General features: G+C 39.6%; 15 protein-coding genes. 8 read left to right on the top strand and 7 right to left on the bottom strand.

Translation table 11 applies throughout. The features are described 5' to 3' along the window. The first annotated feature begins 153 nt into the window (after positions 1-153). The 3 genes from VB711_RS15410 to VB711_RS15420 are packed head-to-tail and all read left to right on the top strand — an operon-like array spanning position 154 to position 1,325. Positions 154-489 carry a XisI protein gene (locus tag VB711_RS15410; protein ID WP_323287008.1) on the top strand — a complete coding sequence of 112 codons (336 nt, stop codon included), beginning with the start codon at positions 154-156 and terminating at the stop codon, positions 487-489. Positions 490-507: 18 nt separating this feature from the next. Beyond that, positions 508-882, top strand: a complete 375-nt coding sequence (locus tag VB711_RS15415; protein WP_323287009.1) for a hypothetical protein — start codon at positions 508-510, stop codon at positions 880-882. Next, on the top strand, positions 879-1,325 hold the full coding sequence (locus VB711_RS15420; RefSeq protein ID WP_323287010.1) for a PIN domain-containing protein: 447 nt from the start codon (positions 879-881) through the stop codon (positions 1,323-1,325). The genes VB711_RS15415 and VB711_RS15420 overlap by 4 nt, the downstream gene beginning before the upstream one ends. An 86-nt stretch (positions 1,326-1,411) precedes the next feature. Here the strand turns inward: VB711_RS15420 and VB711_RS15425 are convergent, their stop codons facing one another. Continuing rightward, the gene (locus tag VB711_RS15425) at positions 1,412-2,053 is read right to left on the bottom strand and encodes a Uma2 family endonuclease (protein WP_323287011.1); all 642 of its coding nucleotides are present in this window, start codon (positions 2,051-2,053) and stop codon (positions 1,412-1,414) included. A 150-nt stretch (positions 2,054-2,203) separates the two neighbouring features. Here VB711_RS15425 and VB711_RS15430 point away from each other — a divergent pair, with 150 nt between their 5' ends. After that, a complete protein-coding gene (locus VB711_RS15430; RefSeq protein WP_323287012.1) occupies positions 2,204-3,562 on the top strand; it encodes an OB-fold nucleic acid binding domain-containing protein in 1,359 nt (452 codons plus the stop codon). A 109-nt stretch (positions 3,563-3,671) separates the two neighbouring features. On the opposite strand, the gene VB711_RS15435 is transcribed toward VB711_RS15430, so the two are convergent. The 4 genes from VB711_RS15435 to VB711_RS15450 all read right to left on the bottom strand — a co-directional run bounded on the left by VB711_RS15435 (position 3,672) and on the right by VB711_RS15450 (position 7,776). Continuing rightward, on the bottom strand, positions 3,672-4,640 hold the full coding sequence (locus VB711_RS15435) for a DUF4351 domain-containing protein (RefSeq protein ID WP_323287013.1): 969 nt from the start codon (positions 4,638-4,640) through the stop codon (positions 3,672-3,674). Between the two features lie 296 nt (positions 4,641-4,936). Beyond that, positions 4,937-5,362 (bottom strand): anti-sigma regulatory factor, encoded by a 426-nt coding sequence (locus tag VB711_RS15440; protein WP_323287014.1) that lies wholly within the window; start codon positions 5,360-5,362, stop codon positions 4,937-4,939. Positions 5,363-5,365: 3 nt separating this feature from the next. Next, positions 5,366-7,039 (bottom strand): SpoIIE family protein phosphatase, encoded by a 1,674-nt coding sequence (locus VB711_RS15445; RefSeq protein WP_323287015.1) that lies wholly within the window; start codon positions 7,037-7,039, stop codon positions 5,366-5,368. A gap of 50 nt (positions 7,040-7,089) precedes the next feature. After that, entirely contained in the window at positions 7,090-7,776 is a 687-nt protein-coding gene (locus VB711_RS15450) for a response regulator transcription factor (RefSeq protein ID WP_323287016.1), read from the bottom strand. 269 nt (positions 7,777-8,045) lie between these two features. Here VB711_RS15450 and VB711_RS15455 point away from each other — a divergent pair, with 269 nt between their 5' ends. The 4 genes from VB711_RS15455 to purT all read left to right on the top strand — a co-directional run bounded on the left by VB711_RS15455 (position 8,046) and on the right by purT (position 13,151). Further along, entirely contained in the window at positions 8,046-8,810 is a 765-nt protein-coding gene (locus VB711_RS15455; RefSeq protein WP_323287017.1) for a WecB/TagA/CpsF family glycosyltransferase, read from the top strand. Between the two features lie 178 nt (positions 8,811-8,988). Further along, a complete protein-coding gene (locus VB711_RS15460; RefSeq protein ID WP_323287018.1) occupies positions 8,989-9,942 on the top strand; it encodes an ABC transporter ATP-binding protein in 954 nt (317 codons plus the stop codon). Positions 9,943-9,975: 33 nt separating this feature from the next. Continuing rightward, positions 9,976-11,802 carry an ABC transporter permease subunit gene (locus VB711_RS15465; RefSeq protein WP_323287019.1) on the top strand — a complete coding sequence of 609 codons (1,827 nt, stop codon included), beginning with the start codon at positions 9,976-9,978 and terminating at the stop codon, positions 11,800-11,802. Positions 11,803-11,978: 176 nt separating this feature from the next. After that, positions 11,979-13,151, top strand: a complete 1,173-nt coding sequence (gene purT, locus VB711_RS15470) for a formate-dependent phosphoribosylglycinamide formyltransferase (protein ID WP_323287020.1) — start codon at positions 11,979-11,981, stop codon at positions 13,149-13,151. A gap of 402 nt (positions 13,152-13,553) precedes the next feature. On the opposite strand, the gene VB711_RS15475 is transcribed toward purT, so the two are convergent. Then, positions 13,554-16,616 carry a beta strand repeat-containing protein gene (locus tag VB711_RS15475; protein WP_323287021.1) on the bottom strand — a complete coding sequence of 1,021 codons (3,063 nt, stop codon included), beginning with the start codon at positions 16,614-16,616 and terminating at the stop codon, positions 13,554-13,556. 152 nt (positions 16,617-16,768) lie between these two features. Further along, complete coding sequence (locus VB711_RS15480; RefSeq protein WP_323287022.1) at positions 16,769-20,146, bottom strand: alkaline phosphatase; 3,378 nt, start codon at positions 20,144-20,146, stop codon at positions 16,769-16,771. Positions 20,147-20,254: the final 108 nt, after the last annotated feature.

The following is a 20,254-nucleotide window of genomic DNA, read 5'->3' on the forward strand; positions in this document are numbered from 1 at the left end:
GGTCAATTATACTGGTTGTTTTGTAAGGTGTGGGCATCTTGCCCAATTAAGAAAATAAGGTAACATCTTGAATATGCCCGCAAAAAACATCTATCACAATAGCGAAAATGTAAATTTACTTATTTTCAATGCTGTAGATGAGAGGATAATTCAATGGATACCTTAGATGATTTTCGTCGGATTATTAAGGAAGTTTTAATACCTTATACACAAATTCCATATTCTTATGGCGTAATTGAATGTAAAACAGTTTTTGATGAAGAAAATGATAGTTATTTATTAATTACTTTGGGTTGGCAGGATCATAAAAGGATTCATGGTTGTTTGGTGCATCTTGATATTATTGATGGGAAGATATGGGTACAAAGAGATGATACAGAAGATGGTGTTACCTATGAATTAGAAGCGGCAGGAATCCCTAAAGATAAAATTGTTTTAGGTTTTCATCCGCAAAATGTGAGGCAATATACGGGTTATGCGGTGATGTAACTCATCACACTAGATACTATGATTGAAAGTAAAAATCAGTGCAACTTAGTTTTTATGCGATCGCTCAACTTGAGCCTGAGCTACAATAGAATAAAATCAACCATACCTATGACACTAACCCTTAATCTATCACCAGAGTTAAAGCAATATCTTTTACAAGAAGCCAATCAGCATGGACTTTCTGTAGAAGCAATGGCATTGCAACTTTTAACAAATTCTATTTTATTAAAACAAAAGCAAGCCGAAGCTGTTAACCTTATCCAGTCTTGGATAGACGATGAAGATGAGTCAGAACAACAAGAAACAGGTGAATATTTAATTCATGCCTTAGATAATGATCGGTTGTCTGAACGCAAATTGTTTCCTGTTGAAATGAAGGGGATTACTTGGTGAATCGAGTCATTATTTTGGATACAGGTCCTCTTGGTTTAGTTACTAATCCCAAGATATCTCCTGAGAGTATAGAATGCGCTACATGGCTTCAAAATCACATTAATTCAGGAAGTCGTGTGATTATTCCAGAAATTGCAGATTATGAGGTTAGACGTGAGTTATTACGAGCAAATAAAATCAAGGGAATTGCACGTTTAGATGATTTAGCCAAGTTCCTTGAGTATCTGCCAATTACAACAAATGCAATGCGAAAAGCCGCAGAACTTTGGGCAAAAGCCCGTCAACAAGGGCAACCGACAGCAGGTGATAAAACAATTGATGGTGATATGATTTTGGTGTCTCAGGCAATAACTTTAGGAGTTCCAGATGTGGTGATCGCCACCACTAATATTGGTCATTTATCGCGGTTTATTAAAGCTGAACTATGGCAAAATATTTCTTAACGTAGTGCGATCGCTCATCTTTTCACTTGAGTTAAATAAAGCAATCTGTGGTAGAAAGCGATCGCCTTTGGTGCTAACCTCCAATCCTATACTTGCGATGTTATCCCCTCATTCAAAGTTTTTAAAACTTGCTGCATATCTGCCGCTAATAACGCTTTAACATTTAACCATAAACCCGCAAATTCTACACTCCGAATAATTCCCTCTGCATCCGGTTTCATCTCCACATATTTGCTATTTTCCAACACAAACCAATCAATTTCTTGATCAAAAGTTCGCCAAATTATATACTCTTTGACACCATTCCGTTGATAAACCCGTTTTTTATCATGTAAATCATAAGAAACTGTACTTGCTGAAATTTCTACCACCAGTTCTGGCACACCCGTAATATAACCATCATCATCAATTTTGGCATTTCCATCTACTCTAAATAACACTACATCTGGTTGCGGTTCGTTATCATTATCAAGCCGCACAGTTGGTTCAATACCCAACTCGATCGCACCAACAGCAGTTTTGTAAGTCCACAACCAGCCTGTCAAGTCGCCATGAGGTCTAGCATGGCGTGTAAAGCGTAAAGGAGAAGCCACGTATACAATACCTTCTATTAGTTCAGCTTTTTTAACATCGGGTGTCGCAGTATAACGACGTTCAAACTCTGCACGATCCAGGCGATCGCCATTTTCTAGCAGTGGTAAAGTAGGAGGAGATTTAGCAATAGTCATAATCTTGAAAAATTAAAATTTCTTACAGCCTCAAGTCTCTGACATTTTCCATGTTGGCCGACCATAACCAAAATTTTTAACCCTATTCTACTTAAATTATAATTGTTAGCCTAAAATTAGTAAATACACAAATTTACCCAGTCAAGTAATATGGTTAAAATTATTTCCCGTCAATACGCAGGTGAAGCAAATGTTTATGATATTGGTGTGGCACAGGATCATAACTTTATCATTGAAAATGGTTTAATTGCTTCTAATTGTTTCAATAAATCCCATTCCACAGCTTACGGTTATGTCACCTATCAAACTGCCTATTTAAAAGCCAATTATCCGTTAGAATATATGGCGGCACTATTGACCGCTAACAGTGGCGATACCGACAAAGTGCAGAAATATCTCAACAACTGCATGAGTATGGGAATCCAAATAGAAGCCCCAGATGTTAATCGCTCTGGTTTAGATTTTACCCCAGCAGAACAGAAAATATTATTTGGATTTTCCGCAGTTCGTAATGTGGGACAAAATGCGATCGCTGCTCTTTTACAAGCAAGAGAAGAGGGAGGAGAATTTACATCTCTGGCTGATTTTTGCGACCGACTAGATTTACATTCTGTGAACCGACGGACTTTAGAATCATTAATTTCTTGTGGAGCATTTGATAAAATTGAACCCAATCGTCATCAATTAATTAAAGATTTAGAATTAGTTTATGATTGGGCCCAATCTCGCGCCAAAGATAAAGCCAGTGGACAGGGAAATATTTTTGATTTATTAGGTGGTGGAACTACTTCTACTAAAACTACAAAAACAAGTAACGCCTTTGATGCTCCTAAAGCTAAACCTGTATTAGATTTTCCTCCCCAAGAAAAGTTACGCATGGAAAAAGAGCTATTAGGATTTTATGTATCTGATCATCCATTAAAATCAATTAAACAATCATCTTCAGTCCTTGCACCAATTAACCTATCACAACTTGGCGAACAAAAAGATGATGCTATGCTTTGTGTAGTAGTCATGCTAAATAATGTCAAAAAAGTAGTCACTAAAAAGGGCGACCCGATGGCAATTTTGCAAATAGAAGACTTAACTGCATCATCGGAATCTGTAGTTTTTCCTAAAACCTATGAGCGGATTAGTTCTCTACTCGAAGTTGATGCTAGATTAATTATTTGGGGTAAAGTAGACCGAAAAGATGATCAAACTCAATTAATTGTCGAAGATGCAGAACCCATAGAAACTGTACAAATGGTCATGGTAGAATTAACTCCTCAACAAGCAGGAACTATGGAAGAACAGCATCGTTTAAGAACTATTTTGAAGGAACAATCAGGAGACAAAGACAAGGCAAAAGTACCTGTAATTGGTATTATCCAGTTAGGAAATCGTCGGGAAATTGTCCGCTTTGGCAGACAGTTTTGGGTCCAAGATTCTCGTTCAGCAGTTCAGTCTCTACAAAGTGCTAGGTTTCCGGCTCATGTTAAACATTTAGTTCAACCTCAAACTAATTAAGTTTTAAGCCCTGGATGAAAAACAGCGATCGCCTCCGGTACTGACATAGCTAATTACATTCGTTGTACCAGAAGCGATCGCTACGCTCACCGCAGGTATCGCGTAAGCACTAAGACTCTGGGTTATTTTGTAACCATTGCTCTAAATCAGTCACAGAAGAAAAATCTAACAGAGCTTCACCCAATAATTCTAATTTATCAACTGTTAGTCTACGAATTTCAGTAATCAATGATAACTCAATTTCACCAATTCGCCGATTTAGTAAGCGTATAACTAGCTGTTGCTCTCTTTGTCTTCCCTGTTCTATTCCCTGTTCTATTCCTCGTTCTATGGCTAATTGTTCTGTTGGGCTAATTAAAGGCATTCTTCTTTCCTCCTCGAATTGTTTAATTTTAGTGACTAATCCTGCTTGTAATTGTTTAGGTAAAGTCATCATTGTGTCGATGATTTTAAATAACTTAACAATTTTCTCTTTTGTGAAGCCCCGGTCATAAAGTCCACGAATTAATATCCATTTCCATTGCTCTCTTTCTGCTAAATTACTGGTGGTAGCTTTAGTCTTTAAATGCGCCATGACTATGGTAGCAAAGGGATTATCACTCTTTTCTAATTCATCCCACTTTGATTCATAATCAAGGATTTTAGCTATGGGGAATTTTAAACTCAATTCACAATCCAACATAGCTCTATCATAACTATTTGGTCGCCAAGTAGGACTTGTATCACCTAAAATTGCCACGCTGACCACAAATTGGTGATAAAGGTCGAAGGCTCGGTAATTATAAGTGTACATCCGTTCTTGGAAGTTGGCATCATATTGACTTTGAATTTCAATGTGGATCAAGATCCATATTTGGCGTTGATCTAATAACCAAACTTTATACAGTTTATCGGCAATTCTGCTTTCGGTTTCTCCTGAAGCTGTAATTTCTTGCAATTCTTTATCTAAAGATTCAGGAGTTTTCGTCCAATCTATTGCTTGATGGGCTAGAGGAAAGAAAAAGGCTAGAAAACTTTCAAAATATTCGTTTAATGCTTCTTTCCATGATTGATCATAATTTGCTGTTACTTCACTCATTTTATTTCTATATCAGTTACTTGAACTATTTCTATTAAACTACAATATTGCGCTATACGAGACACTACCTCGTAGCGTGCCAAAGAGGGAATCGTCCAAGGTCACTTGATGGGAAACAACGTAATGTTCGTATGGTTTCTACTCAAACTATAGATGAACGTAACTTGATCATTAAGTTTATAAATAACGAAATAAAAAAATATGATATCTCTAAATTATTAGATAAACCAATGTTTTCTCCTTTAGAAAATTTGGTATTTTTCAGAAAGTTCTCTGTTCCCTATTCCCTGTTATAGTTATGTTAAAAATTCCGGCAGAGTCGCTTCTAATTTGAGACAGTTAGCACCATTGACCTTTAACCGATACTCAACATTATCCATCAGACGATTCATAATCAACCAACCATAACCCCCTTCCTGTTTATCTGTCGGATTAGGTGGGTAATAAGTAGACATATCAAACCCATCACCATAGTCCCAAATTTCTATAGCCAAAGTCCGATTTTTCAGTTCCAACCGTAGTAAGATGGGTAAATTGGGCTTGTCTTTGTGTGCATGACGTACCGCATTTGAGTATGCTTCCACCAAGGCTAATCGTAAACGACTTGATTGCCTTGACCAATCTACAGAATCTCCTAACTGGACTTTCAGGCATCCTAGCAACCAGTTTTCAACAATAACTAGAAAATTCAAGTCACTTGGTACGTGAAGCTCACTTTTCATTACTTATAGAACCTCCAAAGAGAGTATGGTTTGATCATCTTCTTGAACATCATTGTTGGCTTGGATACGTGCTAGTAAATGTTGAAGCGAAAGTGGTTGAGGCTGTTCTAGTAAGATTTGCCACAAACCATCTTGATTTAGCATAGTCCGTTTAGACTGTTGCGTGCCACCCTCAGAATTGACGGAATTATTAGAAAAATGTGATACTTTACTTTCTGTAATCCCATCACTGGTTAGTAGTAATGTATCTCCAGGAGCAAGAATTGACTGACCCAACTGTCCTTGCCACTGAGGTAAAATTCCTAAAGGAACACTGCGGACTTTGAGGTAATGAGGTTGATTTTCTGAAGTGGGCTGACCTGACCAGAACAAGGGATAAATGTGGCCAGCATTAGCATAGGTTAGTTTTCTAGTGCTAGGCATATAACAGGCTATAACCAAGGTGATAAAGCAATTATTCCCCTCTAAATCATCCCATAGAGCGCGGTTGAGATTCTGCATAATTACATTTGGCTCATCTGGTAAATCTTGAGCTAATTCCCGACGCAGTAAGGAAATAGCACTAGCCATGAATAAAGCAGCGGGGACACCCTTACCAGAAACATCTCCTACTGCTATCCATAGGTGATCTTTAGGATGAACAAATACTTCAAAAAAATCGCCTCCTACTTCTTGGGCTGGGTAACAACAAGCTTGCACATTTACTCCTTCGATATCAGGTAATGTTTGACGGAGGAGGTTATTTTGAATTTGTCGGGCTACTTCTAACTCAGCCCGGAGTTGTTGTTGCTTTTCTTGGAGACTTTGGTAAAGTTTGGCTTGGGAAACCGCTAAAGCAGCTTGTTCGGCCAGACCAGTAATTAGTTGAATGTCTTCTTCTTCCCAAGAATGCTGATCTTGGCACTGAGAAATCGACATCACCGCGAGTAGATGTTGCTGATAGATCAGTGGTACTACTAAATAGTGGCAAGAGATATCATTACAAGTCTCGTGAGTTAATTGATAATACCTATTTTCGAGAACTTCTGCAATTAAGGAACTGGAATCAAAAATAACGCTAGATGGATCAAATTGAGGATCGTAATAGGAAAACTGAACTGGTATTAAAAGGTCGTCTTCTACTGGTCGGAGGATGCAAGTGGTAGCAGCAAATGTTTGTCCAATAGTAGCGACAATTTTTTGCAGCATACTTTCATAGTCTAGGGATTCGCGGATAGCCGATGTCACGGCATTGAATGAAGATTCTCGTCGCAAAGCCCGACGCAGTTCCTGTGTGCGTTCTTTGATTAAAATATAAGTATCACTTGCTTGTCTGACTAAAGCTTTGAGATTTTCAGGATTCCAGGGTTTGGTGATGTATTTGAATACCTGACCTGAGTTAATGGCATCGACTAGATCTTCGACATCTGTAAAACCAGTTAGTAAAATCCGAATTGTATCGGGAAACCGGTTGACTATGAGACCGAGTAATTCAGTGCCATTCATTTCTGGCATTCTTTGGTCAGAGATAATTATTGCCATTTCACCTTCTTTGTCTAAGACTTCTAAGGCTTCATAGGCATTATTGGCTCTATATACTTTAAAGTCTCGCCAAAAAGTGCGGTAGAGCAGGTCTAGGTTTTCTGATTCATCGTCTACTACCAGGAGCTTGAGCTTTTTTAAGTCTTTTTCGCCCATATTTGACTCTTCTTTTGAAATATTTGAATGGCCAGACATGGCTAAATTGATTAGGCTACCAAACCAGAACGTAGGGCGGAAACTGCTGCTTGAGTACGGTCATCAGCACGCAATTTGCCGAGAATCCTGCGGACATGAGATTTTACAGTCCCAATGGTAATATAAAGTTTTTCTGCAATTATAGCATTCGTATAACCTTCAACTACTAATTGTAACACTTCTAACTCTCTGGTTGTTAAATTATCAGCATTTATAGGCTGTTTATTTTGTAGTAATGATGAAGATTGTGGTTGATGTCGGTTTTGCTGTGCTTGTTGTAAGATAAAACGAGCGATCGCTGGATCAATCCAAGGATCTCCATTGTGAGTTACCCGCAGCGCTGTCAGTAAGTTATCAAATTTGATATCCTTCATACAGTAGGAGTCTGCCCCGGCAGCAAAGGCCGCTAAGACTGATTCTTTATTGTCCATTAGTGTCAAAATTAACACCTTTGTAGCTAGTTTTCTCCGATCAACTAAAGCTTTTATTTCCCTGGTTAGCTCGATACCATCTTTGTCTGGTAAACCGATATCGACAATGGCAATATCTGGTAATAAAGTTTTGATGGCTTTCAAGCCTTTTTTGGCATTGATGGCTTCTCCTATTACTTCCAGTTCTTGGTTTTGATTTAATGCTGTACAAATACCTAAACGGGTGAGGTCATCATCTTCGATCAGAACGATGCTAATTTTATTCATATCTAATCTAAATTTTGATAGTCACAGAGCAAGTTTCAGAATAAGCCTGATTTGATTAAGATATTTTTATGTGCCATAGCCAAGGAAAATTGTGTGGACTAAGTAAAGAACCGTAAATGAGAATAATTATATAACGTCAGTTGCTCTTTGAGTTAAATTCAGGTTTTGAAAAATTTAGTTGATTGCGGATAGGTGATACCAAGTTAGGAAAATTTTGATAGACTAAACCATCTATAGGATTTGGTGTGAGTTTAATTAAGAATAAATATATGTTTCAACGACCTCAAGCATTGTCGGTACTGGGCTTGCCAGTTCATATTATGACGAGTTATCCCAAATGGTTGTTAGAATGTCTACAAAACAAAAGGGGCATTCACGTAGTTACACTAAATGCGGAAATGTCTATACAAGCTGAACGCAATAGTTCTTTGGCTGGGGTAATTCAAAATGCTGATTTAGTGATTCCTGATGGTGCAGGAGTTGTTTTATACTTGCGATGGCTGTTAGGAAAAAAAGTTAACCGTTGTCCAGGGATTGAATTGGCTGAGGAGTTGTTGCAAGAAGTTGGGCAACAAAATACAGCGATTGAGGTATTTTTTTATGGGGGTGCGCCTGGAGTGGCGGCTAATGCAGCACAATATTGGCAGCAGCAACTTCCAGATTTAAGGATTGTTGGGACTCACTCTGGTTATCATACCACAGAAGAGGAAGAAAAATTACAACAAACTCTAGCCAAGATACAGCCACAGGTAATTTTTGTGGGTTTAGGAGTTCCTCGGCAAGAATTATGGATTGCTAAAAACCGTCTTTTATGTCCCCAAGCTGTTTGGATTGGTGTTGGTGGTAGTTTTGATATTTGGTCTGGTATAAAAACTCGCGCTCCTCGTTGGCTGGGAAATAACAATTTAGAATGGTTATATCGCCTGTATAAAGAACCTTGGCGTTGGCGAAGAATGTTGGCTTTACCAGAGTTTGCACTTAAAGCTTCTGTTTATCGGTTCAAGACTAAAGATGTTAATCCCACGATCAATTAGGCTGGCACTGAGATTTGAAATGTATTAAACCTATTCGGGTGTTGGTGGGCAATGCCCACCCTACTTGTATATTTAGGAGTTTTATGAAAGGTTGAGTTTCCATTTCCGAAACCGGTGTGATAGATGTTGTAGAAAAGGGTTAGGTTATATCTCACACAGAAGCCGAACTTTAATAGCTATGGTAAAAGAATTAGCAATTAGCACTCGTGGACTGACTAAACAGTTTGAAAAACACGTGGCTGTGAATGATGTTGATTTAGATATCCAAATGGGTGAGGTTTACGGGTTAATTGGACCCAATGGTGCTGGTAAAACTACCTTAATTCGGATGTTGGCTACAGCAGAAGAACCAACGACGGGGGAAATTTATATTAATGGCGATCGCCTCGGTAATTTCCATGAACTAAATCCCTCTTTTAAACGTCGTCTTGGCTACTTACCTGATGACTACCCACTGTATGAGGATCTAACGGTTTGGGACTATTTAGATTATTTTGCCCGGTTGTATCGGTTGCGAGAACCGCGTCGCACTCAACGTTTACATGAAGTTTTAGAATTAGTCCAACTGGGTAATAAACGTCATAGCCAAATTTCTACTTTATCGCGGGGGATGAAGCAACGTCTGAGTTTAGCCCGGACTATTATCCATGAACCAATTTTATTACTTTTAGATGAGCCTGTGTCTGGTCTTGACCCGATTGCGAGAATGCAGTTTCGGGAAATTATTAAGGCTTTGCAAGAAGCGGGGATGACGATCTTAATTTCTTCTCATGTTCTTAGTGATTTGGCTGAATTGTGTACTTCTGTGGGCATCATGGAATTGGGCTTTTTAGTAGAAAGTACGTCACTAACAAAACTTTATCAACGTTTGTCTAAACAGCAAGTTTTTATTTCTACTTTGGGTAATCTAGAGGTATTAGTAAGGGAGTTGAAAAAAAATCCTTGGGTTGAGGAATATGAGTTAATACTGAATAAAAATACTGTCAGAATTAATTTTTCTGGGACAGAGGAAGACTGCGCTGATTTATTGCGATCGCTCATTAACTCTAATATTCCTGTAACTGATTTTCACTGCACTCAAGAAGACTTGGAAACTATTTTTCTCAAATTAGGTCATAAACAAGCATCTTAACCAATTCAAAATAATTTTCTGGAGATTTTGACCATGATATCCAATTTTGTTGAAACGGTAAGCGAATGGAATCCCCAACTGTTCCGAGAACTTAAAGGACGGCTGAAACCTTTTAATGTATTGCTTGCTGTTGGCTCTTCTTTGTTATTGCAACTCATAGTTTTTTTGTACCAACTACATGATTTTCCTGATGATCAATACCCTTTAAAAGCTACCTACTGTCGGTTAAGAAATATATATACTCAACAACAAAACCAACTTTACAACCAGCAAAACTCACTAAACCTAAAAATAGAAAATTATCGGCAGATTCAACTAACTGACTCTACAATTATCCCCCAACTACAGGCACAATTACATCAAGTCACTACAGAAATCACCAATTTGGAGAGTTTCTTAAAAAAGAATATTTGTCCACCCAATGAAATCGACTGGTCGTTATTTTGGCAAGTCAAATGGGAGTATTATTTCTTGGCATTTAGTGTGATTTTTGTGTTTACTTTATCAGTTGCGGGAACTTATTTACTGATCAATGATTTAGTCAGAGAAAAACAACGGGGTACAATGAATTTTATTCGTCTTAGTCCCCAGTCAGGAACAAGTATTTTGACTGGTAAGTTGCTAGGAGTACCATGTTTAATTTATTTGTTTGTCTTGACAGCAATTCCTCTACATTTTTGGGCTGGACATTCAGCTAATATTGCTTCTAGTTACATTTTCAGTTATTATGCTGTTCTTGTTACAAGCTGCATTTTATTTTACAGTGCGGCCTTGCTTTTTGGTTTAGTTAGTGGCTGGTTTAGTAATTTCCAACCCTGGTTGGGTAGTGCTGGGGTTTTAGTGTTTTTGTTGATGACAATGGCCATGGCATCAAGTGATAGTCTATTAAGTAATCCTTTGAATTGGGTGAGGTTATTAAGTCCTTGGGAAATGATAAATTATCTGTTTCCAAATTTGTTTGGTATGCGTAGTTTTGATAATGGATCATATATCAATCAATCATCGCTACAAGATATCCAATTTTTCTACTTTCCAATTGGCAAAAATTTGATCGGTTTACTTGGGTTTCAGTTGATTCATTACGGAGTTATCACCTATGGGATTTGGCAGGTAATAAAACGTTGTTACCACAATCCAAATGCTACTATTTTGAGCAAGAAGCAAAGTTATTTATTTATGGCTTTTTGTCAGGTGATGTTTTTAGGCATAACAATGCAAGTATTGCAAGGTAAACACGGGGAAGATCCTTTGATGGTCGCAGTGCTAAATTTTGTTTTAATTTTTGGGTTAATTCTCATTCTTTCCCATCCCCGTCAAACCATACTAGACTGGGCAAGATATAGACATCAGAATCAAATTAATCAAGATTTATGGACAGATTTAGTTTGGGGTGAAAAAAGCCCTGCGGTGTTAGCGATCGCTATTAATTTAGTCATTGCTTCTATACCTTTAATGATTTGGATCACTTTTTTCCCGAACTACTTAGATGTGAGTCAAGCGAAAGGCTTTCTTTCAGTAGTCTTATTTGTCAATTTGATGGTAATTTATGCGACAGTGACTCAATTAGTCTTGTTAGTGAAAAATCCCAAACGATATATTTGGGCGATCGGTGCTATCCTCACAACGATCTTGCTACCAGTAACCATTATGTTATTTCTCGATGTTGATCCAGCCAACAACCCGACTGTATGGCTGTTTTCTACCTTTCCTTGGCCAGCGATCGCTGAATCGAGAATCACAACAATTTTCATCGCCTTTTTAGCTGAATTTACCGTTTTAGCCTTGTTAAATATCCAATTGACCAAACAAGTCAAAATCTTAGGTGAGTCTGCTACCAAAGCATTATTAGCAGAAAGATGAAATACAAGTAGGGTGGGCAATTGCCCACCTTAAACAAATTACAGCAGTTTTCGATTAAACCCATCACATTCATCCGCGTTAATTTGCGTTAATCTGTGTTTAATTACTTCATCTATAATTTATAGTTACAAATGAGAATTATCCTAAATTTACCCATTCAAAAACTTAATTAAATTATGAATAAATCGCCAAAACTGCCCCAGAAACTCATGTTACTAGGTTCAGGAGAACTAGGTAAAGAATTTGTAATTGCGGCTCAACGTTTAGGTAATTATGTAATTGCTATTGACCGTTATTCTAATGCTCCTGCTATGCAAGTAGCCGACTGTTGCGAAGTAATTTCTATGCTGAGTGCTGAAGACTTAGAAACCGTTGTCACCAAATATCAACCAGACTTTATCATTCCAGAAATTGAAGCCATTAGAACAGAAAAATTACTAGAATTTGAAAAACGAGGAATAACAGTTATTCCCACTGCTGCGGCCACTAATTACACCATGAACCGGGACAGAATTAGAGAACTGGCATATAAAGAATTAGGAATTAGAACAGCTAAATATGGTTATGCAGTCAGTTTAGAAGAATTGATTTTAGTTTCAGAACTAATTGGGTTTCCTAACGTTATTAAACCAGTCATGTCATCATCTGGTAAAGGTCAATCTGTAGTGGATAATCCAACAAAAATAGAAGAAGCTTGGAATTATGCCATTGCTAACTCTAGAGGAGACAGTCAAAAGGTAATTATTGAAGAATTTATCAACTTTGAGATAGAGATTACCTTACTGACAATTAAACAATGGAATGCACCGACAATTTTTTGTCCTCCCATTGGACACCGACAAGAAAGAGGAGATTATCAAGAATCTTGGCAACCCGCAGGGATTTCAGAAGGTAAAATATTAGCAGCCCAAGAAATAGCAAAAAAAGTTACTGATGCTTTAGGAGGTGCGGGTATTTTTGGAGTAGAATTTTTCATTACTCAAGATGAAGTAATTTTTTCTGAACTTTCTCCCAGACCCCATGATACAGGAATGGTGACATTAATTTCCCAAAATTTGAATGAATTTGAACTACATCTGCGAGCAATTTTAGGCTTACCCATTCCCCACATTGAACTACTAGCACCGTCAGCAAGTGCAGTGATTTTAGCCTCAGAAAAATCCGACTCGATTACCTTTACAGGTGTTGCTGAAGCCTTAGCAGAAAAAGATGTAGATATCAGACTTTTTGGAAAACCAACAGCCCACCCCTATCGACGCATGGGAGTAGCCTTAGCAAAAGCTGATAATATTCAAGAGGCCAGAGAGAAAGCGAAAAAAGCAGCAGACAAAGTTGAATTAAATTATTAGGAGTTACGCATTAACAAAATCTATTAGACATCTCCGGTAAAGATTGTAGAGACGTTCCATGGAACGTCTCTACAGGGGTTTTAGGTCACGCATATTTAGTTTCTGGAGATGTCTATTACATAAGGATGATAAATTTTATCTTTTGTAGGGTGCGTCAGACCCGATAATTCAGCAAACAACAGATTTTTTGTATCTGACGCACCGCACTAATTTAGATGAAGTCAGGTGCGTCAGAATCTGAAAATTAGTGATTTTAGCCTAAATTATTCTGTCTGACGCACCCTACAGACTTCTTACTTCTTACTACGCGCTCTTTGCGTCCTTTGCGGTTGGTTTCTTTATCAGTCAAAATTTATTGAACAGACCATTAGAGACGTTCCATGGAACGTCTCCAGCAATTGTCTACTGTATGACAAAATTACTAGCTGTGAGATTAGTAGCTGTAATTCCCATTAAAGATGCGACATCAGTGCTACCTATCTTCACCAAAGTATCACTACCATCTTGCATCAATGTCAAATTACTAAACTGAGTGACTCCCGCAATACCACCAATACCGATCACGTCAGAACCAATAGCGAAGTCGGTGACAATATTTTTGGAGGTTGGAAGACTAGCATTAGCAACCCAGAACTGGTCTGCACCATTACCACCAGCCAAACGATTACCACCACCTAGCGCAAAAAGTATATCATCCCCATCACCACCGGATAGGAAATCATTGATGTTGCCAGTAAGTTCATCGTTACCAGTGCCACCATAGAGACGGTTATTACTACCGCCACTGATAAGGATGTCATCACCAGAACCACCGAATAACATTTGATTAGAACCTTCAACGACTTCTAATCTATCATCATCTGCTGCACCAAACAGATTATTGCTACCACTAGCTTCAAGCAAAGTGATTTGATCATCACCTACACCACCATCAACGCTAGTATCATTGACTGGTCCATTTGAACCAATCGTGATGATATCTTCACCTTCTCCTGTAAAAACAGAAGAACCACTACCAGAAAACACTTGATCATTATCGTTTCCGGTAAAGATTGTGTTGTTTTCTCTGTTAGTTACTTGATCTTCTCCATCTCCAGTGAATAAAATTTGATTTGGCTCAAGGGTAATATTATCATTGCCAGTAGTACCAAATTGGATGGTAGACTGAGGAGCAGGATCTACATCATCGTTAATGATAGTTCCCACCGCAGTAGCGTTGGTAGAACTGATTATTGCGCCATTAGTGGCGTTGGTTAAACTGACGCTAAAAGTTTCATCTGCTTCTAACAGAGAATCTTGAATTGTCTCAACTGTAAAGGTTTTACTGGTTTCCCCTGTGGCAAAGGTGAGGGTTTCGGTTTTTTGTGTAAAATCATTTGCGGAAGCTGTACCAATAGCTGTAGAGACGGTTACACTTTGGTTAGCTTGTGCATCTCCAGTACGGGTGACAGTGAAGGTAATTGCATTTCCTTCGGTAGCTGATGCAGAAGCTATTGAAAATATCGGTGCTGCATCATTATCAGTTATAGTTCCCAGAGCAGTGTCGTTAGTAGAACTGATAGTTGCACCATTGGTAGAATTAGTTAAACTAACAGTGAAGGTTTCATTTCCTTCAAACAAAGTATCTTGTGTTGTTTGAACTATAAAGGTTTTAGTTGTTTCTCCAGTTGCAAAGGTGAGGGTTTCGGTTTTAGCTGTGAAATCTGTATCACTAGCTGTATCACCTGTATTTATGGCTGTGGAGACAGTTACACTTTGGTTGGCTTGTGCGTCTCCTGTACGAGTAACAGTGAAGGTAATTATACTTCCTTCTGTGGCTGAAGCTGGAGCAATACTAAATACTGGTGCTGGGTCATCGTTAGTTATTGTTCCTTGCGCTATACTTGCTGTAGGACTAATAATAGGCTCATTTGAAGCATTGGTTAAAATCACACTAAAGGTTTCATCTGCTTCAAATAAAATATCTTCAGTTGTTTGAACAGTAAAGGTTTTGGTTGTTTCTCCTGTGGCAAAGGTGAGGGTTTCGGTTTTGGCTGTGAAGTCTGTATCACTAGCTGTATCACCTTCATTTATGGCTGTGGATACATTTACACTTTGGTTAGCTATATCATCTCTTGTGCGAGTGATAGTAAAAGTGATTCCAGTTCCTTCTTCTGCTGACGCTGACTCAATAGAAAAGACAGAACGTGAATCATCATCAATGATAAGTGCCTGAGTTGCACCTGCGGTAGGACTAATGATTGCACCGTTCGTAGGATCAGTTAAACTCACACTATAGGTTTCGTCTTCTTCTACCAGTTCATCTTGAATGGTTTGAACTGTAAAGGTTTTGGTTGTTTCTCCAGTTACAAAGGTGAGAGTTTCGGTTTTGGCTGTGAAGTCTGTATCACTAGCGGTATCACCTTCATTTATGGCTGCGGACACAGTTACACTTTGTTCAGCTTGTGCATCTCCCGTGCGGGTGATGGTGAAGGTCATTGGAGTTCCTTCTATTCCTTGTTCATAAGCAATACTAAATACTGGTGCTGGGTCGTCGTTAGTTATTGTTCCTTTCGCTGCACCTGCGGTAGGACTGATAATGGACTCATTGGAAGCATCGCTTAAAATTACACTAAAGGTTTCATCTGCTTCAAATAGTTCATCTTGAATGGTTTCAACAGTAAAGGTTTTAGTTGTTTCTCCTGTTGCAAAGGTGAGAATTTCGGTTTTGGCTGTGAAGTCTGTAGTGCTGGCTGTATCACCTGTATTTATGGCTGTGGACACAGTTACACTTTGATTAGCTTGTGCATCTCCTGTGCGGGTGACGGTGAAAGTAATTGTATTTCCTTCCGTTGCTGAAGCTGAAGTGATGGAGAAAATAGAAGTCTCAAAGCCCAAATCGTCAGGAGTAAGTGTATTAGCTTGAATACCTTTTAAAATTCCTAATTCTCGGACAGTACCATTAATATCAGCCTTAACTGTTGTATCGTCTCCAGTTTGCTCTAGGATCAAGTCCGAAAATTCTGTAACTTGGGGGATGCCAGCAACTATGACTTTATCATCTCCTTGAGTAAAGTCAGTAATTGTATTTGGCTCTTCGGTAAGTTCAGCATTAGCCAGCCAGAATGTATCTTTTCCAGCACCACCTGTGAAGGTACTACCTCCAAGACCAGCGAATATTTCATCATCACCATCTCCACCATCTACAGTGTCATTAAGATTAGGAAAAATAATATCATTACCATCTCCACCAGATAAAGTATTGTTTTCGCCTTCAGATGTTAAAACATCGTTACCTGCGCCACCTATAGCTTGATCATTATTAAAGGCGAATATTTCGTCATCACCATCTCCACCATTTAGGATGTTATTTCCTGTTCCTGATAGGCCGTCTAGGATATCATTCCCCTCTAATCCGTTATAAGTGTCACCGCTTGCAGTTGCGAACAGTTCGTCATTTCCAGGAGTACCGTTAAATATTGCCATTGTTTTCGTAAAAAATAGAGCTTTTCAATTATTTTTGTATACAATCCGGGCAGTCTTTAATCTGCAAAAGAGCCAGGAAAAATATAACACAAATAAGGTTATTGTTTCCTGGCTGATTCTAGCTAAAAACTACACTGGGAAGTTGAGATGAATTAGGCAAAAACTACATTGGTGTTAACATCCAAGCCGGTTACACCGTTAACCATAGCTAGGGTTTGACCGCCAAACATAATTTTGGTGTTACCGTTCATTACATCTAAGTCTAAAGTAGCGGCGGTAATACCCAAGCCAGCACTACCGGAAATACCGATCACATCTACACCCATTTGGAAGTCAAGGATGGTGTTATAAGCGTCTGGTAATTCACCGTTAACGATCCAGAATTGGTCAGCACCTGCACCACCGGAGAGGAGGTTGCCGCCACCAGATTGGACGTAGAACTGGTCGTTACCTTCACCACCAAAAGCGCGATCGCTCATACCGAGGTAAAAAATATCATTACCAGCACCACCAGACATCCGGTTTCCACCTTTGGACTCTGTGGCATCAAATTCATCATTGCCTGTGCCACCAAAAGCGCGATCGCCCTTGTTGACATAAATGATATCATCGCCACTACCGGAGTTAATGCGGTTACGGCCAGCCATGGGAGAAGTGGCTGCATATGAGTATGAGTCAATTTCATCACTACCAGCACCAGTAAACACGGTATCATTAATACCATCAAAGGTGGTATCAGAAACACCCGCAATTAATGTGTCAACACCAGGAGTTCCTGACACTAATTTTGGTGCGACCTGTTCTGGTGTGGCACCGAACATGGTCTGGTACATGAGGTCATATATCTCAGTATTGTCCAGAGTGCTGGGTAATTTATCTGCATTCATCCCATAGGCTTTAGAAACAATACTACCAGGAAAATCGGGAGTACCGACCCAAGCCACACCAAAGTTACCCATTGGTCCATCTATGCTATCTACAGATGGGAAAGGTCTCCAAGGTGCTTCTGGTGTACCTGTGCTGCCGTTGATACCATCTAAAACTGCGCGGTTAGTGTTGGTTGTGGTGGGGTTAACACCGATGAATGGCGCACTAGGCTCGGTATCTGCCAATGCAGGAGTAGATGTAGAGTTGCCAGAAGGACGGGTGTAAGGTGCGAATTGGAAAACCTGCATCCCACCAGCATCACTATCAGCAGCTGTCAATATTAAGGTATTGGGATCTTGGGTATTGACGTAATCCATTGCTACACCGATCGCTGCATCAGCCCGACGTAAGGCTTCAATCGTACCCACAGCATTGTTAGGATTACCGAAGTTATCAGTACCTTCTTCTTCCATGACCACAAAGAAGCCATCGGGGTCTTGACTGAGAATCTTTAAAGATGCTTCTAGCATCTCTGCTACTGTGGGTGCAGTATCTAGATATAGGGGTAGAGGATTGGCACTATTGAGTCCTAGTTGTTCTTCGTTGCGATCGTTAAAGGTGTGGTTGGCAGCAAAGATTCCCAGCAACTTTGTGGAAGCAGTGGCACTTGCCACAGCAGTATTCATTTGCTCTTCCGTGTAAACCACGGTATAGCCCAAGGATTTTGCTAAATCAATTAGGTTAATGCTAGGACGATCTTCAGGAGCATCGAAAGCTGCATCAATTTCGGCAGTAACGTGGAAGCCAGTGGTACCTTGAGGCAGTAGGTATACTTCACCTCCCGCCATGATGATTTGAGTACCAGAGCGAATCACCTGTTCGGCAATTTCAGCGGTTTTATCACGGGCGCGGAGGTTATTGCCAACGCGGTTAGTGGTGGCAGCAGCAAAAGCGGCTGTTCCAGGCTCACCAATGTGACCTGATTGAATGAGGGCGGTTGATTTACCAGCAGCGATCGCTTCTTCTAAAATTGTATAGCCAACTTTACCAGAAGCAGGTGTAATAGTGGAGTTATCTTCATTTAAACCAAAGGATTCATTAAAGACTTTAACACCGTTAGCATGAGTTACTGCCCCAGCATTGGAAGTACCAGTTAACTGGTTTTCCATGTGTCCCAGATACACACCGGCATTGGACATCTTATCCCAATTGAGTCTACCATCAGGGCCTTTGTCAACGTTACGAAGCGCCATGAAATGAGAAGGACTTGTACCATCTGGATGGATAAAAATCACATTCCCGGTTTGTTTGGTGGCTTGGGGTGCTGGTGTGGGGTCAGGGTTACGAGATTCTAATTCAACATCGAATAGAGTCTCATACATCAACTCATAAATTTTGGTGTTGTCTAAGGTTGCAGGTAATTTGTCTGCATTTAGACCATGAGCCTTAGAAACTATCGAACCGCTAAAATCTGGTGTACCTGCCCAACCAATACCAAACTTGAAAGTATCACCATTAACATCTGGTGCAGATTCAAAAGGCGCAGTGTCAGATCCGGTTTGTCCATCTAAAGGTACGTTACGGGATTCTGTGGTGGGGTTGTTGTTGACAGTACCTACTGTTTCACCAGTGCGGGGATCTCGTACTTGTAAACCACCAGCATCACTGTCAGCAGCAGTCACCATTAAGGTGTTAGGATACTTTTCAATGAAGTCGATTGCTACCCCAATGGCTGCATCTGCACGACGCAAGGCTTCTAAAGTACCAGGAGCGTTGTTGTTGTTACCGAAGTTGTCTGTACCTTCTTCTTCTACAATGGTAATCGAACCATTGTCAAAGTTGGGGTGCATTTCCATCAACTTCTGGGTGACATCCAACATTTCGGCAATGGTGGGGGCTGTTTCCAGATAGAGAGGTAAACCCCGTTCTGCTAGAACTTCTTCAGGGCGATCGTTGAAGGTGTGGACAGGTGCAAATACACCCAATACTTTTGTTGGGGGTGTAGCTAAATCAAGTAAAGCTTTGAGTTGTTCTTCGTTGTAAACAACTGTGTAACCTAAACTTTTTGCTAATTCAATTAAGTTTTCAGTTGGACGTACTAGAGAATTGGTACTCAGAGCATCCAGTTGAGCGGCTGTACCATGGAAACCATCAGTACCAACAGGTAAAAGGTTGAGTTCACCACCACCCATGATGAAGTCAACACCTGATTCAATTACCTGTTTGGCAATTTCCGCAGATTGGGATCGAGGTACAATGCGAGTTCCATCAGCGTTGACAATTTCTTCTGTTTTGGCTACAAAGGCGGCTGTACCAGGTTCAAAAATAGCTCCAGATTGAACTAAGGCGGTTACTTTGTTAGCTGCGATCGCCGATTCTACGATCGTTTGGTTGCTACCATTGAGGGAAACTATAGGAGCATTCTCGGCTTCATAACCAAAAGACTCAGCATAAACTTTAGCACCTGTAGCGTGGGTGACAGCACCACCGTTAGATGTTCCACCCAGTTGGTCTTCCATGTGACCCAGGTAAACACCAGCATTGGACATTTTATCCCAATTCAAACGTCCGTCGGGACCATGATCTACAAATCGGGCAAAAGCATAATGAGATGGACTGGTTCCATCTGGGTGCATGAAAATTACATGATTACCTGTTGTCATACAACCTCTGAATAACTTAGTTAGGTTTTAATAACTATTCTCAATTAACTATGCTTTTGTTAAGAAATGTGATACTATTTGGTTAAGATAGATTTATTTATTGATTAA

The organism is Cronbergia sp. UHCC 0137 (genome assembly GCF_034932285.1).
In the GTDB taxonomy this organism is placed as follows: domain Bacteria; phylum Cyanobacteriota; class Cyanobacteriia; order Cyanobacteriales; family Nostocaceae; genus Cronbergia.